This is a genomic window from Pseudomonas sp. G3-19, from assembly GCF_054855875.1.
The window spans coordinates 2065476-2083073 of sequence record NZ_JBMPIQ010000003.1; the positions used below are offsets into that span (position 1 = coordinate 2065476).

18 protein-coding genes are annotated in these 17598 nt (G+C 57.6%); 6 read left to right on the plus strand and 12 right to left on the minus strand.

The window, feature by feature from the left end; genetic code table 11:
- Positions 1 to 237: 237 nt before the first annotated feature.
- The 3 genes from ACOYXI_RS09465 to ACOYXI_RS09475 form a co-directional block, all read right to left on the minus strand.
- Positions 238 to 4170 carry a hypothetical protein gene (locus ACOYXI_RS09465; protein ID WP_461674773.1) on the minus strand — a complete coding sequence of 1311 codons (3933 nt, stop codon included), beginning with the start codon at positions 4168 to 4170 and terminating at the stop codon, positions 238 to 240.
- A 353-nt stretch (positions 4171 to 4523) separates the two neighbouring features.
- Positions 4524 to 5039, minus strand: coding sequence for a hypothetical protein (locus ACOYXI_RS09470; RefSeq protein WP_098964661.1), 516 nt, complete (start codon positions 5037 to 5039; stop codon positions 4524 to 4526).
- A gap of 278 nt (positions 5040 to 5317) precedes the next feature.
- On the minus strand, positions 5318 to 6841 hold the full coding sequence (locus ACOYXI_RS09475; RefSeq protein WP_134786880.1) for a nucleobase:cation symporter-2 family protein: 1524 nt from the start codon (positions 6839 to 6841) through the stop codon (positions 5318 to 5320).
- A gap of 253 nt (positions 6842 to 7094) precedes the next feature.
- Here ACOYXI_RS09475 and ACOYXI_RS09480 point away from each other — a divergent pair, with 253 nt between their 5' ends.
- Both ACOYXI_RS09480 and ACOYXI_RS09485 read left to right on the plus strand, forming a co-directional pair.
- Complete coding sequence (locus tag ACOYXI_RS09480; RefSeq protein WP_027611518.1) at positions 7095 to 7379, plus strand: BrnT family toxin; 285 nt, start codon at positions 7095 to 7097, stop codon at positions 7377 to 7379.
- A gap of 3 nt (positions 7380 to 7382) precedes the next feature.
- Positions 7383 to 7715 carry a BrnA antitoxin family protein gene (locus tag ACOYXI_RS09485; protein ID WP_098964666.1) on the plus strand — a complete coding sequence of 111 codons (333 nt, stop codon included), beginning with the start codon at positions 7383 to 7385 and terminating at the stop codon, positions 7713 to 7715.
- Between the two features lie 2 nt (positions 7716 to 7717).
- On the opposite strand, the gene ACOYXI_RS09490 is transcribed toward ACOYXI_RS09485, so the two are convergent.
- Positions 7718 to 8545: an arylamine N-acetyltransferase family protein gene (locus ACOYXI_RS09490; protein WP_098964667.1), complete on the minus strand. Its 828-nt coding sequence runs from the start codon at positions 8543 to 8545 to the stop codon at positions 7718 to 7720.
- A 100-nt stretch (positions 8546 to 8645) separates the two neighbouring features.
- Entirely contained in the window at positions 8646 to 9440 is a 795-nt protein-coding gene (locus ACOYXI_RS09495) for an exodeoxyribonuclease III (protein ID WP_134786881.1), read from the minus strand.
- 127 nt (positions 9441 to 9567) lie between these two features.
- Between ACOYXI_RS09495 and ACOYXI_RS09500 the strand changes: the two genes are divergently transcribed.
- Positions 9568 to 10152 carry a GNAT family N-acetyltransferase gene (locus ACOYXI_RS09500; protein WP_461674774.1) on the plus strand — a complete coding sequence of 195 codons (585 nt, stop codon included), beginning with the start codon at positions 9568 to 9570 and terminating at the stop codon, positions 10150 to 10152.
- Between the two features lie 90 nt (positions 10153 to 10242).
- Positions 10243 to 10542 carry a hypothetical protein gene (locus ACOYXI_RS09505; RefSeq protein WP_096796939.1) on the plus strand — a complete coding sequence of 100 codons (300 nt, stop codon included), beginning with the start codon at positions 10243 to 10245 and terminating at the stop codon, positions 10540 to 10542.
- Positions 10543 to 10634: 92 nt separating this feature from the next.
- On the opposite strand, the gene ACOYXI_RS09510 is transcribed toward ACOYXI_RS09505, so the two are convergent.
- The 5 genes from ACOYXI_RS09510 to ACOYXI_RS09530 all read right to left on the minus strand — a co-directional run bounded on the left by ACOYXI_RS09510 (position 10635) and on the right by ACOYXI_RS09530 (position 14991).
- The gene (locus tag ACOYXI_RS09510) at positions 10635 to 12203 is read right to left on the minus strand and encodes a sensor domain-containing diguanylate cyclase (protein ID WP_210559002.1); all 1569 of its coding nucleotides are present in this window, start codon (positions 12201 to 12203) and stop codon (positions 10635 to 10637) included.
- Between the two features lie 236 nt (positions 12204 to 12439).
- Positions 12440 to 12964 (minus strand): hypothetical protein, encoded by a 525-nt coding sequence (locus ACOYXI_RS09515; RefSeq protein ID WP_461674775.1) that lies wholly within the window; start codon positions 12962 to 12964, stop codon positions 12440 to 12442.
- The gene (locus tag ACOYXI_RS09520) at positions 12961 to 13689 is read right to left on the minus strand and encodes an alpha/beta hydrolase (RefSeq protein ID WP_098964675.1); all 729 of its coding nucleotides are present in this window, start codon (positions 13687 to 13689) and stop codon (positions 12961 to 12963) included. The genes ACOYXI_RS09515 and ACOYXI_RS09520 overlap by 4 nt, the downstream gene beginning before the upstream one ends.
- Positions 13690 to 13692: 3 nt before the next feature.
- On the minus strand, positions 13693 to 14190 hold the full coding sequence (locus ACOYXI_RS09525; protein ID WP_098964676.1) for a PAAR domain-containing protein: 498 nt from the start codon (positions 14188 to 14190) through the stop codon (positions 13693 to 13695).
- Between the two features lie 135 nt (positions 14191 to 14325).
- The gene (locus ACOYXI_RS09530) at positions 14326 to 14991 is read right to left on the minus strand and encodes a ribonuclease T2 (RefSeq protein ID WP_027611510.1); all 666 of its coding nucleotides are present in this window, start codon (positions 14989 to 14991) and stop codon (positions 14326 to 14328) included.
- Between the two features lie 165 nt (positions 14992 to 15156).
- On the opposite strand from ACOYXI_RS09530, the gene ACOYXI_RS09535 reads away from it, so the two are divergent.
- Together ACOYXI_RS09535 and ACOYXI_RS09540 are read left to right on the plus strand one after the other, a co-directional pair.
- Entirely contained in the window at positions 15157 to 15627 is a 471-nt protein-coding gene (locus ACOYXI_RS09535; protein ID WP_098964677.1) for a hypothetical protein, read from the plus strand.
- 76 nt (positions 15628 to 15703) lie between these two features.
- The gene (locus ACOYXI_RS09540) at positions 15704 to 16489 is read left to right on the plus strand and encodes a transporter substrate-binding domain-containing protein (RefSeq protein WP_461674776.1); all 786 of its coding nucleotides are present in this window, start codon (positions 15704 to 15706) and stop codon (positions 16487 to 16489) included.
- A 138-nt stretch (positions 16490 to 16627) separates the two neighbouring features.
- On the opposite strand, the gene ACOYXI_RS09545 is transcribed toward ACOYXI_RS09540, so the two are convergent.
- Both ACOYXI_RS09545 and ACOYXI_RS09550 read right to left on the minus strand, forming a co-directional pair.
- Positions 16628 to 16843, minus strand: a complete 216-nt coding sequence (locus ACOYXI_RS09545) for a hypothetical protein (RefSeq protein WP_098968434.1) — start codon at positions 16841 to 16843, stop codon at positions 16628 to 16630.
- Positions 16844 to 17023: 180 nt separating this feature from the next.
- Positions 17024 to 17524: an Lrp/AsnC family transcriptional regulator gene (locus ACOYXI_RS09550; protein WP_045122550.1), complete on the minus strand. Its 501-nt coding sequence runs from the start codon at positions 17522 to 17524 to the stop codon at positions 17024 to 17026.
- Between the last annotated feature and the right edge of the window lie 74 nt (positions 17525 to 17598).

The window sequence follows — 17598 nt, forward strand, 5'->3', positions numbered from 1 at the left end:
TTTTGCCCGTGATGTAGATCGTGCTCCAGCCCTCCACACTCACTTATATAGTTAATTCGAACGGTATCTTGGGTCCGTCTCTGGCGAGAGCATATATATCCGTCCCTCACTCCCTAGGGGATTTGCGGTGAATCAGGCGCTGGATAATCTGTATCAAAGGAATAACTGTCAGGGGAGTGGATTAATGAATCCCTCCCCTGCCACTCTCTTTTCTGTGCGTTTAAGGCAACAGAGTTTTTATGCGTTGAAACCGATCATCCTTATTCTGAGAAGCGATATTCCGTTTATTGTTTTCTTCTGCGTCATCACGAATCTTAATGCATCGAACGCTTGACCGCTGGCTGGGACAACTTCTCTCGCATATTTATCTTGGCCGTCACCTTGCAGGAATAGCATCGAGGACACCACTTCACTGTTTCGCAGGAACTGAAGTTCGATGTGGACTGATGGTCGGAAGTCAAAGTCACCGTAGACTGTCGCACTCTTGGCACTGCCCTGCTTCAGTGCGACGGAGTACTCGATTTTATCCTCGAGACTAGCGCTCCATAACATGCATTCCAGGCCGCCAAGGTTATAGACTGCTATTTTCGAGCGAGTGGTGGTGTTTGTAATAACCGTTACTTTGGTGTGCGCCCCCTCTAGAAAGTCCTTTGGGTCTTTGATTTCAACCCCTTTTAAATATGACTGAAAATCTTCGACAAGGAAAAAGGAAGACGGTATCACGAACACTGTCCACACCCTCGACTCCGCCCCGTTGCCATACAACGCTTCGGCCTTGTAATCATGGCGCATGATCGACAGCCCAGTCAGCTCAACCTTCCATGAACCTTTGTCATCGGCCCTGGCCTTTTTACCAGTGGAGGTGGCGCCGTCGAAAATCTCCACCTCAAGATACTTAGTCGCCATCCCCATCAGCCGAACAGTGCGGTCAACAGTGGCGCCTTCATCGTGGATTGGCTGCCCTTTGGAATCCTGCGCGGCGGTGATGGCCGGCACGACCCTATTCAACACGGTCAGGCGCCAGGTATTCGACGGCGGGTTATTTGCGTATTGACCAATGGCCTTGAAGGTATGCAACACGTCCAACGACAACCCGCTCACGGTACGGGTCCAAATAGAGTTGCTGCCTGCCTTGGCCTTGCCTTTGGAGACTGCACCGAGGAAAACTTCCACCTCCTGGCCGGTCGGTGCGGAGCCAGTGAGCGTGATGCTGGTGTGCACGGTGTAACCGTTTTCGCGGATGTTCCAGTTGCTCTCGTCTTTTACTGATGTGATGGCCGGTGTGTCGGCAGCCACCACGACTACGATCCGCGGAAGCGATACCTCCTCATTACCATACCGCGCAGTAGCGGTGAAACTATGGGTGTCGGCGCTCAGCCCCGTCACCGGGAACTCCCAGTCACCACTCTGTGGATCGATGTCGGCAATTCCTATCTCGATATTGCCATCCTTGATCAGGACTTTCTGACCTTTAGCCCCTTTCCCTTCAAGCTTGATCGAGGTGTCAAAGGTCGTGCCGCCCGGGAGAATCTCATTCCCTTTGGAGTCTTTCGCACCGGTAATTTCTGGCCGCACATCCTCAAGCGCTTTGATCATGTAAGTACGCACAGGGAAGTCCACCGCCTCGCTCTCATCCGTGCTCTTGCCGAACGCGGCTTTGAACTCCATGGTCAACGGGCTGCCATCCTTGAGGTTTTTCAAGCCTTCAAGGGCGATGCTTCGCTCGTAGTAACCTTGCGCGATCCATTGATCAGTGACGTATGAACCCGGTGCCGTATGGATCTGCAGGTTGTAGTTGCTGCCATCAGCGTTCGTCCCTTTCAGGCGCAGCCAGACATATTGGCCTGTGGCAATCAACGGCCAGACGCCCATGCGATAGGTGGCATTGCTGGTCAGATTCCCTACGTTGAACTCCGGGCCTTCGCCGTCGTTGTCCGCGTCCTTGATGATCGGTTTGAGCAGTTCATTCTGCGGCATGCTCAACACAGTCAAATCAAAGACGAGGGACGGCAGCGGCTTGCTGTCGCGGATGACGACGTAGGACACCTTCACATCTTTGTTCAGGTTGAACGCGACCACACTATTCGGAATCGCAAACTCCCGGTTGCTGCCCAGCGGCCGAGGAACAGAGGTGTGCGAACCGCCTGCGGGCGTACCCTGTGCACCAGTCCAAGTGGCGATGATTTCATCAGTTGGCAGCAACGCGCTGTTGTCCGGCACCACGATGGTCAAGGTGTCCCTGACCAGCAGCGGGTTGAGTGCGCTGTCGCCGTTGTTCTCCTTGATCGAGGGGGCGAGCAGGTCCAGCGCGACGCCCACGGTGAACACCAATGGATTCGAGAGGCTGGTCTCATTTGTGGCATGGCGCCAGAGCTGGTAGCGGATGGTGATTTTATTGTCGCGGTTCGGTTCGATGTGTTGGGCGACGAAGGCGGCGTCCAGGTTGATGACCCAGTCTTGTTGGGCGGTTACGGCATTGAATGTGCGGGACCCGGGTTCCTCGCCGGAGATGTCGCCCACCCACTTCCAGGTAGCCTCATCGTTGGCTACCCATGGCTTCACCACAGGCCTGGGGATGGTCAGTCTACTGGTACCGCCGGGCAGTGTGGCCGGGTCGAGGAAGCCGTTCGCCACCCCGAGGACAATGGGGGCGTCCAGCTCGAATTTCGGTTCACCCACATTGAGCAATTTCGTGTGCAGCGACTCGCGTCTGAGGATCTCGTCGCCTTCGGCTGTCAGCAGGTCGTACCACCCCTTCAGGGTTCCGCCGTCAAGGAGCTTGAGGTTGTAGTCATTGACGGTGATGACAAAACCTTCGGGATTCTCGACTTCATCCTCCTCCGGAATGTGCCACTCCAACTCAGGCAGGAAGGTGCTGCCGTCCGGACTTTTACCCAACAGGAACAGCTCGATGCCCATGCCGTACTCGATGGCCGGATCGAACGGAATGCGGACGTTGATGGGTGTCTTCGTGGGATCGATGAATTCTCCCTCGGCTTCTTCGATGATCGGTGCGGCCAGGCGGTGGGCTGCGCCGGTGACTTGTACAAACTGCCTTTTTGAGCCTAACGGGTCACTGCTGCCGCTGCGTTCCAGCCGATAGAAGAAACTGACCTGGGTATTGACCAGTTTACGCACGGCCGCAATGGACAGCTTGAACTCGTAGTTATGCGGGATATTGTCGACAGTCTGGGGCAGGGCGGTGACTTCGACTTTTTCGCCCTCCAGGGTGGTGCCGAGCATGGTCAAGTGAATGATGTCATTCATCTCGAAGTCTGGTCGGTCGGCCGTGACATGCACTGTGATGTCGTTATCGCCCTGTTTATCGGCGTCGAGTTCATTATTGACAGCCTCCTGAACAATCGGTGCGGCCAGCAGGTCGATGCCGGTGGTGACGACGATGCGGGTTGCCTTGCACCAGTCTTCCGATTCATTGCCGACGATGTCGCGCACTTTGAAGGTGACCGCCAGACCGAAGAGGTCGGTGTCACCAGCCCGTTCAATAGTGGCTTTGGAGACCGTGATTAATATCGGGTTTGCCGCTGGATCGTTGATCTGCTCCAGGGTCACCGGTGTGGAATACTCAAAAAAGCCACCCCAACTGAGATGAATGACGTCGCCCTCGGCGATGTCGGGGTAAGGCAAGCCGCTGCCGGACTCGGACCTGATGACAATCGGCACCCCCGCTTCGGCAACGTCTTTGTCCACGCCGCCGTTGACGATTGCCGGGGGAATGTACATGTACAGGTTGGAGTGACCAGGGCCCGGGTCGATGTCCTGGCCAGCGGGGAGTTCCAGTTTGACGAAGAGGTTGAAGGGCTTGTCCGGACGCTCTTCTTTTTGATTGGGCTGTTTGATTTCGTAGGTGAGTTCGTAAGGACCTGTCTGCAGATGACGAGGAGCCACCCACAAGAGGGTCGGTTGTTTGAGCTCGGTCTGGTCAATGATGGGACGCCCGTCGACCTCACGGTCATTGAGCAGCAGCTTGACGGTATCGCCGACAGCCTTGGTGGCCCAGACGGGGATGACGACCAGCAGGCCGAGGTCGGGAAAAGTGAACACCGCCGCCCGGTTGATCCCCCACTGACCGGAAGGCAGGAGGCGCCCGAGCACTATCGGGTCCAGCAATGAATGGGGGGCAGAGATTTTCTTCTTGGGCTGAACGAGCATGGTCGGAACTCCAAGCGAACTGTCGGGAGACAAAGGGCGTGGAGTTATTCAGCGCTGAAGATGACGGCTCTGGCTACTGTCAGAAATTACAGGTAGGGACGTATTTGCGATGAACGGTCGCACGATCCCATAGCCTCAATGCTGCGTCGCCACCATTGAAAGCAGCGAATCACTCGACAGGCCAGCTACTTGTCTTTTCGAACCCGTGGAGAATGCATGAGCAGTTGCTGGCGGCGGGAGAAATGCGTCAGTGATAGCGCCATGCGTAGAAATAAGGCGCCAGCTTGAGCAGCGCCTCCCCGTCAAGAGGAGGCACTAGAGCGTGGATTACCGGTTTTCACGTCGGTGATGCTTTATGAAGGGTGATTGTCTTTGAGTGTGAAGGAGATTGTACGCAACGTGAAACTGTAGGTCTTCACACCTTCAATCGTAGTCGTCATCTGCAATCTTACTTCATCAAAGTCTTTGCCGTTTTTTGGGGTGATACTTTCATTAAATTTGAAATCACCTTCGCCTTCGAATAGTTTTAGAGATTCTCCTTCCAATTGCTTCCCTTCCAATAGTAAATCCCTATAGATAATCATTCTGGATGGGAAAGACACGTGGCCGATGAGTTTTGCACTCGTGGCACTCCCCTCTTTCAGTGTCAAGCCGTACCCAAAGTAGTCCTCTCTCCCTTGGCCATACAGTTCGGCCTTCAAACTCGGCTCAGGGGTCACTGTACAATTATTGTCAGACAATCCCATGGTGATAAAAACCCTCGCTTCAGTGTGTTTCCCCTCGAGCAATTCAACAGACTCTGAGATTTTTCCACCCACTGGATAAGACTTGAAGTCTTCGACGCGGGGTTTTAGCGATGTAGATGACATGGTAGAACTCCATCGATTGGTTGGACGACGAAGTTATTAAGGGAGTAATAGAAGACTTTGGCTACTGTCAGAACTATCAGGTCGGAGTGGGTTTCCGATGAACGGTCGCGCAGGTCGCAACCGCCTCGACACCCATCTGTTATCGAGCCTCATCTGCCAATTCGACTGCCCTTGGCCACCAGAATGGAAAGCTAGATAACGTTGTGCTCATTATCGGTTACCTAAGCGAAAGGCCGATCTGTCTCACAACAGATCGGCCTTTTTCATGCCGTCAGCGCTCAGACATGCTCGCCACTCTTCGCCTGCACCTTCGGCGCGCCATGCCCATGATCGTGTTCATCAGGCTCGATCACCGGCACTTCCTTGCCATCGCAATCGTGCAGCTTGCCGTCGCTGAAGTAATCGCCTTCACGCAGCGCCGCCAGGTCGCGATAACGCAGGGTGCGCTCTTCCGCTGCGGCGAAAACCGACTGTTGGTCAGAGTTGCCGGCGGTGAAGTGGTTGAAGGTCAGGTTGAGCACGATCGCCATGATCGCCGAGGAGCTGATGCCCGAATGGAAAATAGTCGCGAACCAGCTCGGGAAATGATCGTAGAAGTTCGGCGCGGCAATCGGGATCATGCCGAAGCCGATCGAGGTTGCGACGATGATCAGGTTGACGTTGTTGCGGTAATCGACCTTCGACAACGTGCGAATCCCGCTCGCCGCCACCGTCCCGAACAGCACGATACCGGCGCCGCCCAGCACCGAAGTCGGCACCGCCGCGATCACCCGGCCCATGAACGGTAGCAGCCCGAGAATCACCAGGAAGATGCCCCCGGTAGCCACCACATAACGGCTCTTGATCCCGGTCACCGCCACCAGCCCGACGTTCTGCGCGAAGGCGCTCTGGGTGAACGAACCGAAGATCGGCGCAAACATGCTCGACAGCATGTCCGCACGCAAACCGTTGCCCAGGCGCTTGGAGTCGACCTTGGTGCCGATGATCTCACCGACCGCCAGAATGTCCGCCGAGGTTTCCACCAGCGTCACCATGACCACGATGCACATCGACAGGATCGCGGCGAAGTGGAAGGTCGGCATGCCGAAGTGGAACGGCGTCGGGAAGCCGAACATCGGCCCTTGGGTGACACCGGAGAAATCCGCCATGCCGAGAAATACCGCCAGCACCGTGCCGATCACCATGGCCAACAGGATCGACAGACGCGAGATGGTCGAGCTGCCGACTTTGCTCAGCAGCAACACCAGCACCAGCGTCACCGCCGCCAGACCGATGTTCTGCATGCTGCCGAAGTCCGGCGCGTGGCTGTTGCCCCCCATGGCCCAGCGCGCAGCCACCGGCATCAGCGTCAGGCCGATGGTGGTGATCACGATGCCGGTTACCAGCGGTGGGAAAAACTTGGTGATTCGCGAGAACACCGGGGTGATCAGCAAGCCGATCAACGACGCGGCAATCACCGCGCCCAGCACAGACTGGAAGCCGCCCTCCCCGCCACTGCTGACGATCGCGACCATGGTCGCCACACCGGAGAACGACACGCCCTGCACCAGCGGCAACTGACAGCCAAAAAACGGTAGACCCAGGGTTTGCAGCAGTGTCGCCAGCCCCCCCGCAAACAATGAAGCAGCAATCAACAAACCAATGTCCGCCGGCGACAGCCCGGCCGCCTGGCCGATGATCAGCGGCACCGCAACGATACCGCCGTACATGGTCAGAACATGTTGCAGGCCGTAAGCCATATTCGCGCCGACCCCGAGATTTTCGTCCTCGGGCCGTTGGTGTGAAACATGGGGCGTTTTCATGTGGGGGGTTCCCTGGTTTTTGTTATGCGCACACTGTATTCAATACTCGGGACAAATGTCCATAGAGTTGTATACAACTTGTCAGTCACATAATGGATAGGTAGCCACCCAAGCTTCTATCTCGCCACCTCCATCTCCCACAAATCCGGCAACACATCCCCTCCTGCCCCCGGTTTTTATCGCACTAGGCTGAATTGTTCATGGCGACCAGCGGTGCACTGGCGCTCTTTTTTATACATATAAAGTATGCATAATGAAGTCATTCGAAATTCAGTACGACAAAAGCAAGAACGCAGCCAACAAACTCAAGCACAGGGGCGTCAGCCTTGCCGAGACCGAGCCGGTCTTTCATGACGAACGCGCGCTGACGATCGAGGACAACGACCATGACGAACAGCGCTGGATCACCCTCGGCCTCGACGGCAAAGGGCGCTTGCTGGTGGTTGCGTACAGTTATCGCGAGGCCAACGTCGTACGAATCATTTCTGCACGTGTCGCCACACCGAGCGAACGTCGCGCATATTTTCTGGAGGCTTGATCAATGAAAGACGAATACGATTTCTCGCACGGCAAGCGCGGTGCCTTGGCGCCCGCCAAGGGCAAGACCCGCATCACCATCATGCTTGATGACGCGGTCATCGAAGCCGCCCGCAGCGTGGCGGAAAACGAAGGGTTCGGTTATCAGACGGTGATCAACAACACTCTGCGCCATACCCTGCTGGAGGCTGGCAGCAAAACGCAGGACGTCGAGCCGCACCACTCCGGGCAATTCAAGAAAGGCATCACCGCCGCCGACCTCAAGAGTCTGGAAAAAAAGCTGTCGGCGGCGGTCGGGGAAATCCGCCGGGTACTGGAACCGGAGGCCAAGCCCTGAGATCAGGCCGGTACAAGCATCCGCGCCAGCGACTGGCGCACATGCGGCTGGTCAGGCACGCGCAGGCCGAATTCCTGCTCCAGCACTTCAAGCAGTTCATCGACATCCGCCACCTCGCGCCGCTCGCTGTCGGCGCCCATGTGATGAATCGCGAAGCTGCCGTTGTTCAGGGTCCGCCGCCAACCATCGCCGGTGCGCGCAACCATCAACCGCTGAGCAAACGGTGACTCGGGATGGGTCGAGACGTACCAGTTGCCGAGCGTGTAATCGATGTCTTCCTGGCGTTGCAGATCAAACAGGTACATCGCGCGCCATTCGCCGGCGACATTGGCGCGCAGCATGTAACCATCGGCCTGTTTCTCGATGCGATAGGACTCGTGCGGCGTCGCCTGTTCAGCCTCGGTATCGAGCAGCAGCGGCGCGGTCGGCACCATACCGCCAAAGCCGACGTCGGTGATGTAGCGCTCGCCATCGATGATTACCAGGCTCAAGCGGTGGGTACGCGCCGTCCACGTGCCTTCGGGTTGCGCCAGCACCACACGCCCGGAGATGCCACGGGCGTCGAAGCCCAGCTCCAGCAATAACGCCAGAAACAGATTGTTCAGTTCGTAGCAGTAACCACCCCGGCCACCGTGGAGAACCTTTTGTTCGACCGAGGCCAGATCGATCAGCACCGGCGCGCCAGTGATCGTCGACAGGTTCTCGAAGGGAAAGACGCCGGTGTGGCGCAACTGCAACTGCCGCAGGGTTGTCAGTGTGGGGGGCGGTGGGATGTCGAACCCCAGGTGTTGCAGGTACAACGTCGGATTCGCCAGACGTGGCTCGCTCATTGCTCAGTCCTTTTGCATGTGGCCGCGGATCGTTGCGCCGCTGGCCGACATGTATACGGGATCGCCCCCGGACTCCGACAATTGATTTCGCCAATCAGCGCTACCGACGCTTGCGCGAACCGATGCGAATCCAGGTCGGCGCATGGTCGCTGGCGTGCGGTTCGTTGCGCACCCAGGCGTCGACGCCGGCCTCGTGCAGATACGGGCTGAGTGCCGGGTTGAGCAGCAGATGATCGATGCGCAGACCGGAGTTGGTTTGCCAATGCTGGCGAAAGTAATCCCAGAAGGTGTAGAGGCGATCGTCGGGATACAGATGGCGCAGCGAATCAGTCCAGCCCTGATCAAGCAGCCGTTGATAACACTCGCGGCTTTCGGGTTGCAGCAGCGCATCCTTGAGCCAGGACCGGGTGTTATAGATGTCCATATCGGTGGGCACCACGTTGTAATCACCGGCCAGCACCACCGGATGATCGCTGCTTTGCAAATCCTTGGCGTAGCGGATCAAGCGTTCGAACCAGGCCAGTTTGTAGTCGAACTTCGGCCCCGGCTGCGGATTGCCATTGGGCAGGTACAGACAGCCGACCAACACACCGTGCACCGCCGCCTCCAGATAACGGCTGTGCTTGTCCTCGGGATCGCCCGGCAGACCGCGGCGACTCTCCAGCGGCTGCGCATCGCGAGCGAGAATCGCCACGCCGTTCCACGACGCCTGCCCGTGCCAGATTGCGCCATAGCCGGCGGCTTCCAGTTCGGCGGCGGGGAATGCACTGTCGGCCGACTTGAGTTCCTGCAGACAAGCGATGTCCGGTTGCTCGCGCTTGAGCCACTGCAGCAGGTTCGGCAAGCGTGCGCGCAGGCCGTTGACGTTGAATGTGGCGATCCGCAGGTTTTTCATCGTCCAGGCTCCGGCGAACAAGGTGTGAAATTTGTGACCCTGTGCTAACGGCGGTGGTTGCATCGGATCAACCGGCTGCGGCGTAATAGGCGCTCGTCACTGCCCCGAACTGCCGAGACTCGCCTCCATGCTCACCACGCTGCAAGGCCCGCGCATCCTCCTGCGTCCACTTCAGTACAGCGACACCGACGCCCTGCTCCGCGCTGCCGCCGACGGCGAACTGTGGAACCTCACCGTCACTGTGGTGCCGTCGGCGAGCACCATCGACAGCTATCTGAAAAAAGCCCTCGACGGCCGTGATGCCGGCACGGTCATGCCGTTTGTGATCGTGTTGAAGGATAGCGGCGCAGTGATCGGCTCGACCCGGTTCTGGAAGATCGACCCGCTCAATCGCAAGCTGGAAATCGGCAGCAGCTGGATCTCGGCACGCTGGCAGAAATCCTTCGTCAACACTGAAGCTAAATACCTGATGTTGCGTCACGCTTTCGAGGTGCTCGACTGCGTGCGAGTGCAGTTCACCACCGACGAGAACAACCAGAAGTCGCGCAACGCGATTCTGCGCCTCGGAGCGCAACAGGAAGGCATCGTGCGCCACGAGCGGATCATGCCGGACGGGCGCAAGCGCAACTCGATACGTTTCAGCATCATCGATGACGAGTGGCCGCAGGTGCGGCAGGTGCTGGAGCAGAAACTGGCTGAGGATCGAGGCTGAGGCTCGACAACCGCTCGTCAGCCAATCGGCACCAACAGCTGCGGCCGTCAGACCAAAGTCAGGTAACCGAACCTTTTTAGGAGACGTACCATGACAACGCGCAAACTGACTTCCCTGTTGCTCGCCGGGCTGCTGGCCACCGCCTCGGTCGGCGCCTTTGCCGCCAATGACGGGGCGGATGCCTCCGGCACCAAATCCGGTGCTACAAGCGGCACCAACATGCCACCCAACAGCACCCCCGGCGCTCCGAAAAACGGTGACAGTACCGATGGCGCCGGCAAGGGTACCGGCACCAACAGTGGCACCATGGGTTCTGGATCGGGAGCGGGGGGCGGCACTGGTTCGGCCGGCGGCGGAACCGGCGGTGCCGGTGGTGGCACAGGCAGCTGAACGAACAAGCGTGACCGCTGGTGATCCGGCATGAAGGCATGAATCTGTGGCGCTGGAATCTGATTCCGCGCCACAGATCAAGCGCGGAGGCTTTAGCGATCCGACCGCATCAACTCGGCAACCCCCTCCTCCAGCGACAACACCGCCGCGCGATTGCGCCCGGCATTTTTTGCCTGATACAGCGCCGCATCAGCACGCTGGATAAACACTTCGAGGCTGTCATTGCCGCTCGGAATAAATGAGTAGCAGCCCAGACTCACCGTCAGGTAACCGGTGGGCGAACCGCTGTGAGTAATGCGTTTATCCATCACGCTGCGGCGAATCTGCCCGGCAATCGCCAGCACGCCGTTGATGTCGGTATCCGGCAGCAACACCGCAAACTCCTCGCCACCGTAACGCACCGCCAGATCAGCCTTGCGCTGGCAGCAATTCTTCAACACCTGCGCCACCTGAGTCAGGCAGTGATCCCCTGCCACGTGCCCGTAGGCATCGTTGTAGCGCTTGAAGAAATCGATATCGAGCATGATCAGGCCGACCGGACTCGACTGTCGGGCACCGCGGGCAAACTCAATCTCCAGCGAACGCTCGAACAGGCGCCGATTCGCCAGCCCCGTCAGGCTGTCGTGGGTCGCGATCTGCTCCAGTGTGCGCTGTGCCTTGCGCAGGTTTCTCTCGATTCGCTCGCCGTCACGCACCTGATGAATGAACACCCAGCCGAACAGGCCGACGCCAAGAATCACCAGCGCCACAATCACGCTGGACTGAAAGGCCCGCTCATACCAACCCTTGAGAATCGTGTCGCGCGAAGAGGCGGACGCTACCACCAGCGGGTAAGCCGCCAACTGGCGGTAGCCGTACAAGCGCACCACGCCGTCGACCACCGACTTGATCATCGCAGTGCCGGCCGGGGCTTCGGGCAGCAGCTTCTGGTAGATCCTGCCTTGCGCCAGCGACGAACCGATCAGGCCTTCGTCGAACGGTCGCCGCGCCAGCAACGTGCCGTCCTTGAGTCCGAGAAACATGATGCCGTTGTCATCGAGGCTGAAGCTTTTGAAGAACCGGTCGAAGTACGCCATCTTGATCCCGGCCATCAGCACGCCCTGGAAATTGCCGGCGCGGTCGTTGATGCGTTTCGAGATCGGGATGATCCACTCGCCATTCTCGCGGCTGCGAATCGCCGGGCCGATGTGCGCCACGGTAGAAGCGTTCTGCTGGTGAAACCTGAAGTACTCGCGGTCGGCGACGCCATTGCCACGGGGCAGGTCCGGGAACGAGGTGATCACCCACTGGCCCTCGCGATCGAACAGGAACATGCCGTGCAACTGCTCCAGTTGCTGCACCCGACGCGCGAAGGTTTTTTGCAGACGTGGTCGCTGCGCGGCGCCATAACCATCGTCCTCAACCCAATCGGCAAGACTGGTGAGCACAAGGTCGGCGGCCAGAAACGTGTCTTCCGCCTGCTGCGCCATGGCTCGGGTCAGGTTGGTGGAAGCGATCTGCGCGTTCGCCAGGTCCTGACGCCGTGTCTGCTCCAGTTGCAGATAGAGCAAGCCAGACAGGCACAGACACACCGCAACGATGAACAGCGCTGCCGCCTTGCGCAGTGGCAGGCGTTTAAGCGTGCCGGGAGTCTGATGGGGGTCGTGAATGGGGATTGGCAAAAACGTGTCCTGGGCAGGTACGACAGGGGCCGCAGCCCGAAACCCTTACTTTTCATGAGCGTAGCCCAGCGGGGTGCGCACAGCAAACCCGCCCCGCCAACACACGCCTGCCCCGCTGTATCGGCGCGCAAGGGATTTGGATGACCTCCGCACGTCGATTTATTTTCAGTGGTGGTTTTGCGGGTGATCGCCCTCGCGTATCTGCGCAGGGCGATCGCGTGGGGCACCGATTACGCCTATCGGGGTTTGTTGATTTCGCGCAGCAGATCCGCGACTGGCAGGTTCATGGTGTTTGAGTAGTAGGGTTTATAGCCGTACGCGGTGACGACGACTTTGCAGGGGACTTGTTGTTTGTTCGCGAGGAGTTGATTCAGTTCTGTTACTGAAAGATTTCTCTCAGAACTTCGGTTGCTGGAAGTTTCACTGAGGAATGCGCGAGTAAGGTAGGAAAACTTTCCCTTGTTGTTTTCATTTTTTTCCGATCGTATCAAACCGGATGCGGAGAACTGTATGGCTTTGCCTACTGAGAAATCATGATCATCCGCCAATGCGCAATGAAGCATGCCCGAAATCATCCCAACTCGCTCCCCGCGATCAAAAAGATCCAACACATCAACGTCCGACTGATACCGGATGATGTATAGCAGCGACTTTTCTCTTTCCACAGATTCGAAGTTCAGGTTTGCGGGAGGCTTTGTGTGGTCTTTCGCACAACCTGAGCAAATAGCGAGCAAGCAACAAATGAGCACCCTGTACATCATGGAAAATCCTTCATGATTGAGTCAAAAAGCATATCGGCTGCCGATTTGCTCCCCGCGATACGGGCAGTAAACAACCCCAATGCATTTGCATGATTAGTGTCTATATTGACGTTCAATGAAGGGCCACAGGAGATAAGCCACTTTTCACCAAAATCAGCGACCCCATCTGACGAATCTCTTTTAGTTGGCATCGCTTTGATGTTGATCCAGTCGGCAGCAATTGGATCGGGGCGTTCGCGATAAATATCCGACCCCAACCAGACCAGGGCCCCTTCACCCACGGGATCAAGGGTAATCAGCATCTGAATCCGGTAACCCCATTCCGACATGATCTTTGTCAGATGCGCACCGTTCCACCCACCGAGGCTATGACCCACGATATAGACAGGACAGCTCTTGTAGGGGATCAGACTCAAGACATGTCGCTGAATATCCTGTTTTCCTCTGACTTCGTTATAGCCCAGCCACTCAGACTTATATTTACCCTCCTTTGCCAAGCTTGTCGTGCGCTCATCAAAGTCCTTCCGTGCCTCTTGGATGTTTCCATAAGGCCCCGAAAAATAATAACGTTCCTTATCCCCAGCGCCTCCGACGAAAACAACAATCGCCTTGGTACTCTCCACCGGCACAGGCTTGTCACTGACATCCTTCTTGTCCGTCAGCGCATGTTCCTTGTGCAGCTTGTAATTGTTGCCTTTCGCGCACGTTACTGTTTCAGCGGCCATGCCTCACTCCTCCAAAAACAGCTTGATGGTTTCAGGCAGGTGCGAGCTAACTTCGTGGGTGAACCCGTTAGCGTCAGACACCCCGTGCTCCAGACGCCCGTCTGCGCGCTGGATCACGTAGGGATGATTGGTCATGGGCTCACCGGTCACGTCATTGACCAGTTTCAATTTGTCCGTGAAATGCACCGGCATCGGCAGCAATCCACTGAAAGGTGCCGCTGTTACCGTGTCACCAATGATGACCGTGCCCGACCCGCCAATGACCACATTGCCGTGCCCACCGGTGCTGTCCAGGGTCGCGGCGTTTAAGCCATTGATAAACACCGTCGAGGAAACGCCGCCAGTAATCGGGCTGCCGCACGCTGATTTATCGGTCATTCGGGCAGCCGCCAATCCGTCGAAATTCACATTCGGCGAGCCACTGGCAATCGGATTGGTGCCATGTCCCGGGAGTGGGCAGGCGGTTGGATCGGTGACGCGGGCGGCGGGTTTTCCGCTCATGAACAGCTCCTTGCAGTGTTGCGGGTCATCCTTTTTGGGGGCGCAAGCATGCGTGAATTTTCCGGTTGCTTCAAACCTCCAGGCAAAAAAAGGCGCCCGATCGAGGCGCCTTTTTCATTCGTGCAACCACTCACATCAACGCGACGGCGGCACCCGAATATCCCCCGCCCGGCACTGCGTCTTCACGCCCTTGCCGCACGCGCCGAACTGCAGATCCTTGCCCATGCACACCCGCACTTCCGAAAGCTCCGGGCCGCTGCAGATCACCGCGATGCCATTGGCCGGGATCCCCGGGTTGGCCTTGCGGAACAGGTCGGCGATTTCCTGGGCTTCGAAGTAATACGAGCTGCTGAACGGTTGCAGCTCCTGCGGGATTTTCACCGCGCCAACTGCTTTGTCCGCTTCGTCCAGATAACCCATCGCGCCCAGGCCGCTGCAGGTGCCGTGCTTGGACCATTCGTGGTCAAGCAGTTTCTTGGTCGGGAACAGTGTCAGGCCCTTGGTGGTTTCCGCGGCCGACAACGTGGTCAGCGGTGGGCAGGATTCCGGCCAGCCGCCGTTGGCGTATTGCGGCCACAAGCCGTGCAGCACGAAGCCGTAGCCCTTGCCGGAGCATTGCACGTCATCTTTGTGGGTGAGGCAGAACGTTGGCGACCAGGACAGCGTCAGCAGGTAGTAATCGAACTGCCCCGCTACCGCTTCCGTTTGTACCTTGCTGGCGTTCGACTGACGCGCCGAACTCAGGCCGATGCTACCGGCCGTCAGCGCGATCAGCGCCAGAATTGTAAACAGCTTTTTCATGTACCCGCTCCTTGGGACGCCTGCGTCCGTGGTTTTTGATGCTGACCAGACTTGGCCAGCGCTGATTTCGCCATGCTTGTGTTGCAAGCGCATGACGCAAGGCAACGCCACACCCCGTTGAACGGTCTACGATTAACAGGCAGACATCAAACCAAGGGATCCGAAATGAGTAAAGCAGACGAACTCGCCGCCAAACTCAAGCAAACCCGGCACACCCATGCGGATGCCGCGCTGGAGATCGATTGCTGGCCGGCGCAGGTCTACGATCTGTACCACCGCATCGAGGCCTGGCTGCAGCCAGTCACTGAAGTGGGCCTGAAAATCCGCCGCAATCCAACCCACGTTTGCGAAAGCTCACCGGATGGCGAAAGTCACGATTACGCGATCGACCAACTGGTGATCGAAGCCAATCAACAAACCCTGACCTTTGATCCCATCGCCCGGTTTACCGAAGACGGCGCCGGCCGCGTGCAGATCACCCTGCCCGAGCGCAACACCTATCTGTTGCGCACCGTCGATGAACATCACGAAAGCCATTGGTGGCTGCAAACGGTGGAAACCGGGCAAGAACTGGATGCGATTGCGCTGACCGAGAACAATCTGTTGCAGGTGGTGCAGGAAGGGCTCGGCCTCTGACAGCGAACTGACCATAGGGATCAGCGCCTAGAACGTGGTTAACTTCTCGCTCCGATCCCTTTGAAGCCCGACAGACATGCCCATCAATAAAAAACTGCTCTTGCTCGGTTCATTGCTCGCGCTGAATTTAAGCGCTCAGGCCGCCGAGCAACCTTCGCACCTCGACACCATCCAGCAACAAGGCCAGTTGCGCGTCTGCACCACCGGCGACTACAAGCCCTACACCTTCAAGCGTCCCGACGGCGAATTCGAAGGTATCGACATCGCCATGGCGCGCTCGCTGGCCGACAGCCTAGGAGTGAAAGTCGAGTGGGTGCAAACCACCTGGAAAACCCTGATGCCGGACATGCAGGCCGGCAAGTGCGACATCGGCATGGGCGGCATTTCGGTGACGCTGGAGCGGCAGAAGAAAGCCTACTTCAGCAACACCCTCGACAGCGACGGCAAGATCCCGCTGGTGCGTTGTGCCGATCAGTCCAAGTACCAGACCATCGAACAGATCAACCAGCCCAACGTGCGCCTGGTTGAACCGGCGGGGGGCACCAACGAAGCCTTCGTCCATGCCTTCCTGCCCAAGGCGCAACTGGCGCTGCACGACAACGTGACGATCTTCCAGCAACTGCTCGACAACAAGGCAGACGTAATGATCACCGACGCCTCGGAAGCGCTGTATCAGCAGAAACTCAAACCGGGGTTGTGCGCGGTGAATCCGCACCAATACATGCAGTACGGTGAAAAGGCTTATCTGCTTCCGCGCGATGACATCAGCTGGAAACTGTACGTCGATCAGTGGCTGCATCTGAGCAAAGTCACTGGCAGTTATCAGAAGGTCATTGGTGAGTGGCTGGCGCTGCCGCAGTAATCTTCCAGGCACAAACATTTGTGGCGAGGGAGCTTGCTCCCGCTGGGCTGCGCAGCAGTCCGCTGTTTTAAAAGCGGGGGTTGCTTCGCAACCCATCGGGGATAAATCCCCTCGCCACAGGTTCAGGTTCTATTTCTATCAATCGTTGTGCAACATCCCGGAGCTGTACTGGTTCAAGCTGCTACCAATACTGTTACCGCCGAATTTTAGGGTCGTTGCATTTGTGCGACCCTCCGGCGATTGGCAATCCGAGGAGAAACAACTGGTGGTGGTCAGCCCACCGGAGCCCGAACAGGCACTCAATACCGAGACAGCTGCAGCGATCAACAGCACTTTGACGACATTGGTGCGCATGGTACGGCTCCCCTTGGGATGATCTTGTGCAAGCATCGTAGGCCTAAGTCGCGCCCGGCAAGATGAAATTTTGCTGATCGACAGCGCGGGTTCAGAATCCAGGGCTGCGGCAATCGGCTGGTCTTCCGACAACGCCGCAAAAGACTCTGTCACCCCATTGGAAAAACTCCCCCGGCCCGCTCAATCCCTTCCCGGTCTGGGTATCGCAATACGGCTACTGGTCTTGACCTCACGCAACGCCAGGCTGGACTGGATGGACGCAATCCCGACTTGGCGCCTGAGCACCTGCTCGATGAAATCGCTGTAGCTATCCAGATCCTCGGCCAGCACCTGCAACACATAATCGGCATCGCCGGTGATCTTGTGACAGGACAGCACCTGGGGCAGTTGCGCAATCACCGACTCGAAGGCGTCCGGCGCGTGATCGGCGTGGGTGGAAAAACGGATGTGCACGAACGCCATGATGTCCAGCCCGAGCATTCGCCGATCAAGGTTGGCCTGATAGCCCTTGATCACCCCGGCCTCCTCCATTCTTTTGCGCCGCCGCCAGCAAGGCGTAAGGCTCAACGACAGCCGCTCACTGAGTTCAGCGTTGGAAATACTGGCGTCTTCCTGCAACAACTCAAGAATCGCCAGGTCGGTCTCGTCGAGACTGATGCGTTTGGATGATTTTTTCTGCATGACGCCAATCCTGAGTAAGAACGCCCGATTAATCTACTTAATCAAGAAAACAAAGCAAAGAAAGCGCAGGTCAG

Coding starts and splice junctions, on each gene's coding strand:
- ACOYXI_RS09500 (WP_461674774.1), top strand. CDS start 9,568: ATGCTCACCACGCTGCAAGGCCCGCGCATCCTCCTGCGTCCACTTCAG.
- ACOYXI_RS09485 (WP_098964666.1), top strand. CDS start 7,383: ATGAAAGACGAATACGATTTCTCGCACGGCAAGCGCGGTGCCTTGGCG.
- ACOYXI_RS09545 (WP_098968434.1), bottom strand. CDS start 16,843: ATGCGCACCAATGTCGTCAAAGTGCTGTTGATCGCTGCAGCTGTCTCG.
- ACOYXI_RS09480 (WP_027611518.1), top strand. CDS start 7,095: ATGAAGTCATTCGAAATTCAGTACGACAAAAGCAAGAACGCAGCCAAC.
- ACOYXI_RS09495 (WP_134786881.1), bottom strand. CDS start 9,440: ATGAAAAACCTGCGGATCGCCACATTCAACGTCAACGGCCTGCGCGCA.
- ACOYXI_RS09535 (WP_098964677.1), top strand. CDS start 15,157: ATGAGTAAAGCAGACGAACTCGCCGCCAAACTCAAGCAAACCCGGCAC.
- ACOYXI_RS09515 (WP_461674775.1), bottom strand. CDS start 12,964: ATGATGTACAGGGTGCTCATTTGTTGCTTGCTCGCTATTTGCTCAGGT.
- ACOYXI_RS09475 (WP_134786880.1), bottom strand. CDS start 6,841: ATGAAAACGCCCCATGTTTCACACCAACGGCCCGAGGACGAAAATCTC.
- ACOYXI_RS09540 (WP_461674776.1), top strand. CDS start 15,704: ATGCCCATCAATAAAAAACTGCTCTTGCTCGGTTCATTGCTCGCGCTG.
- ACOYXI_RS09530 (WP_027611510.1), bottom strand. CDS start 14,991: ATGAAAAAGCTGTTTACAATTCTGGCGCTGATCGCGCTGACGGCCGGT.
- ACOYXI_RS09525 (WP_098964676.1), bottom strand. CDS start 14,190: ATGAGCGGAAAACCCGCCGCCCGCGTCACCGATCCAACCGCCTGCCCA.
- ACOYXI_RS09520 (WP_098964675.1), bottom strand. CDS start 13,689: ATGGCCGCTGAAACAGTAACGTGCGCGAAAGGCAACAATTACAAGCTG.
- ACOYXI_RS09465 (WP_461674773.1), bottom strand. CDS start 4,170: ATGCTCGTTCAGCCCAAGAAGAAAATCTCTGCCCCCCATTCATTGCTG.
- ACOYXI_RS09490 (WP_098964667.1), bottom strand. CDS start 8,545: ATGAGCGAGCCACGTCTGGCGAATCCGACGTTGTACCTGCAACACCTG.
- ACOYXI_RS09470 (WP_098964661.1), bottom strand. CDS start 5,039: ATGTCATCTACATCGCTAAAACCCCGCGTCGAAGACTTCAAGTCTTAT.
- ACOYXI_RS09505 (WP_096796939.1), top strand. CDS start 10,243: ATGACAACGCGCAAACTGACTTCCCTGTTGCTCGCCGGGCTGCTGGCC.
- ACOYXI_RS09550 (WP_045122550.1), bottom strand. CDS start 17,524: ATGCAGAAAAAATCATCCAAACGCATCAGTCTCGACGAGACCGACCTG.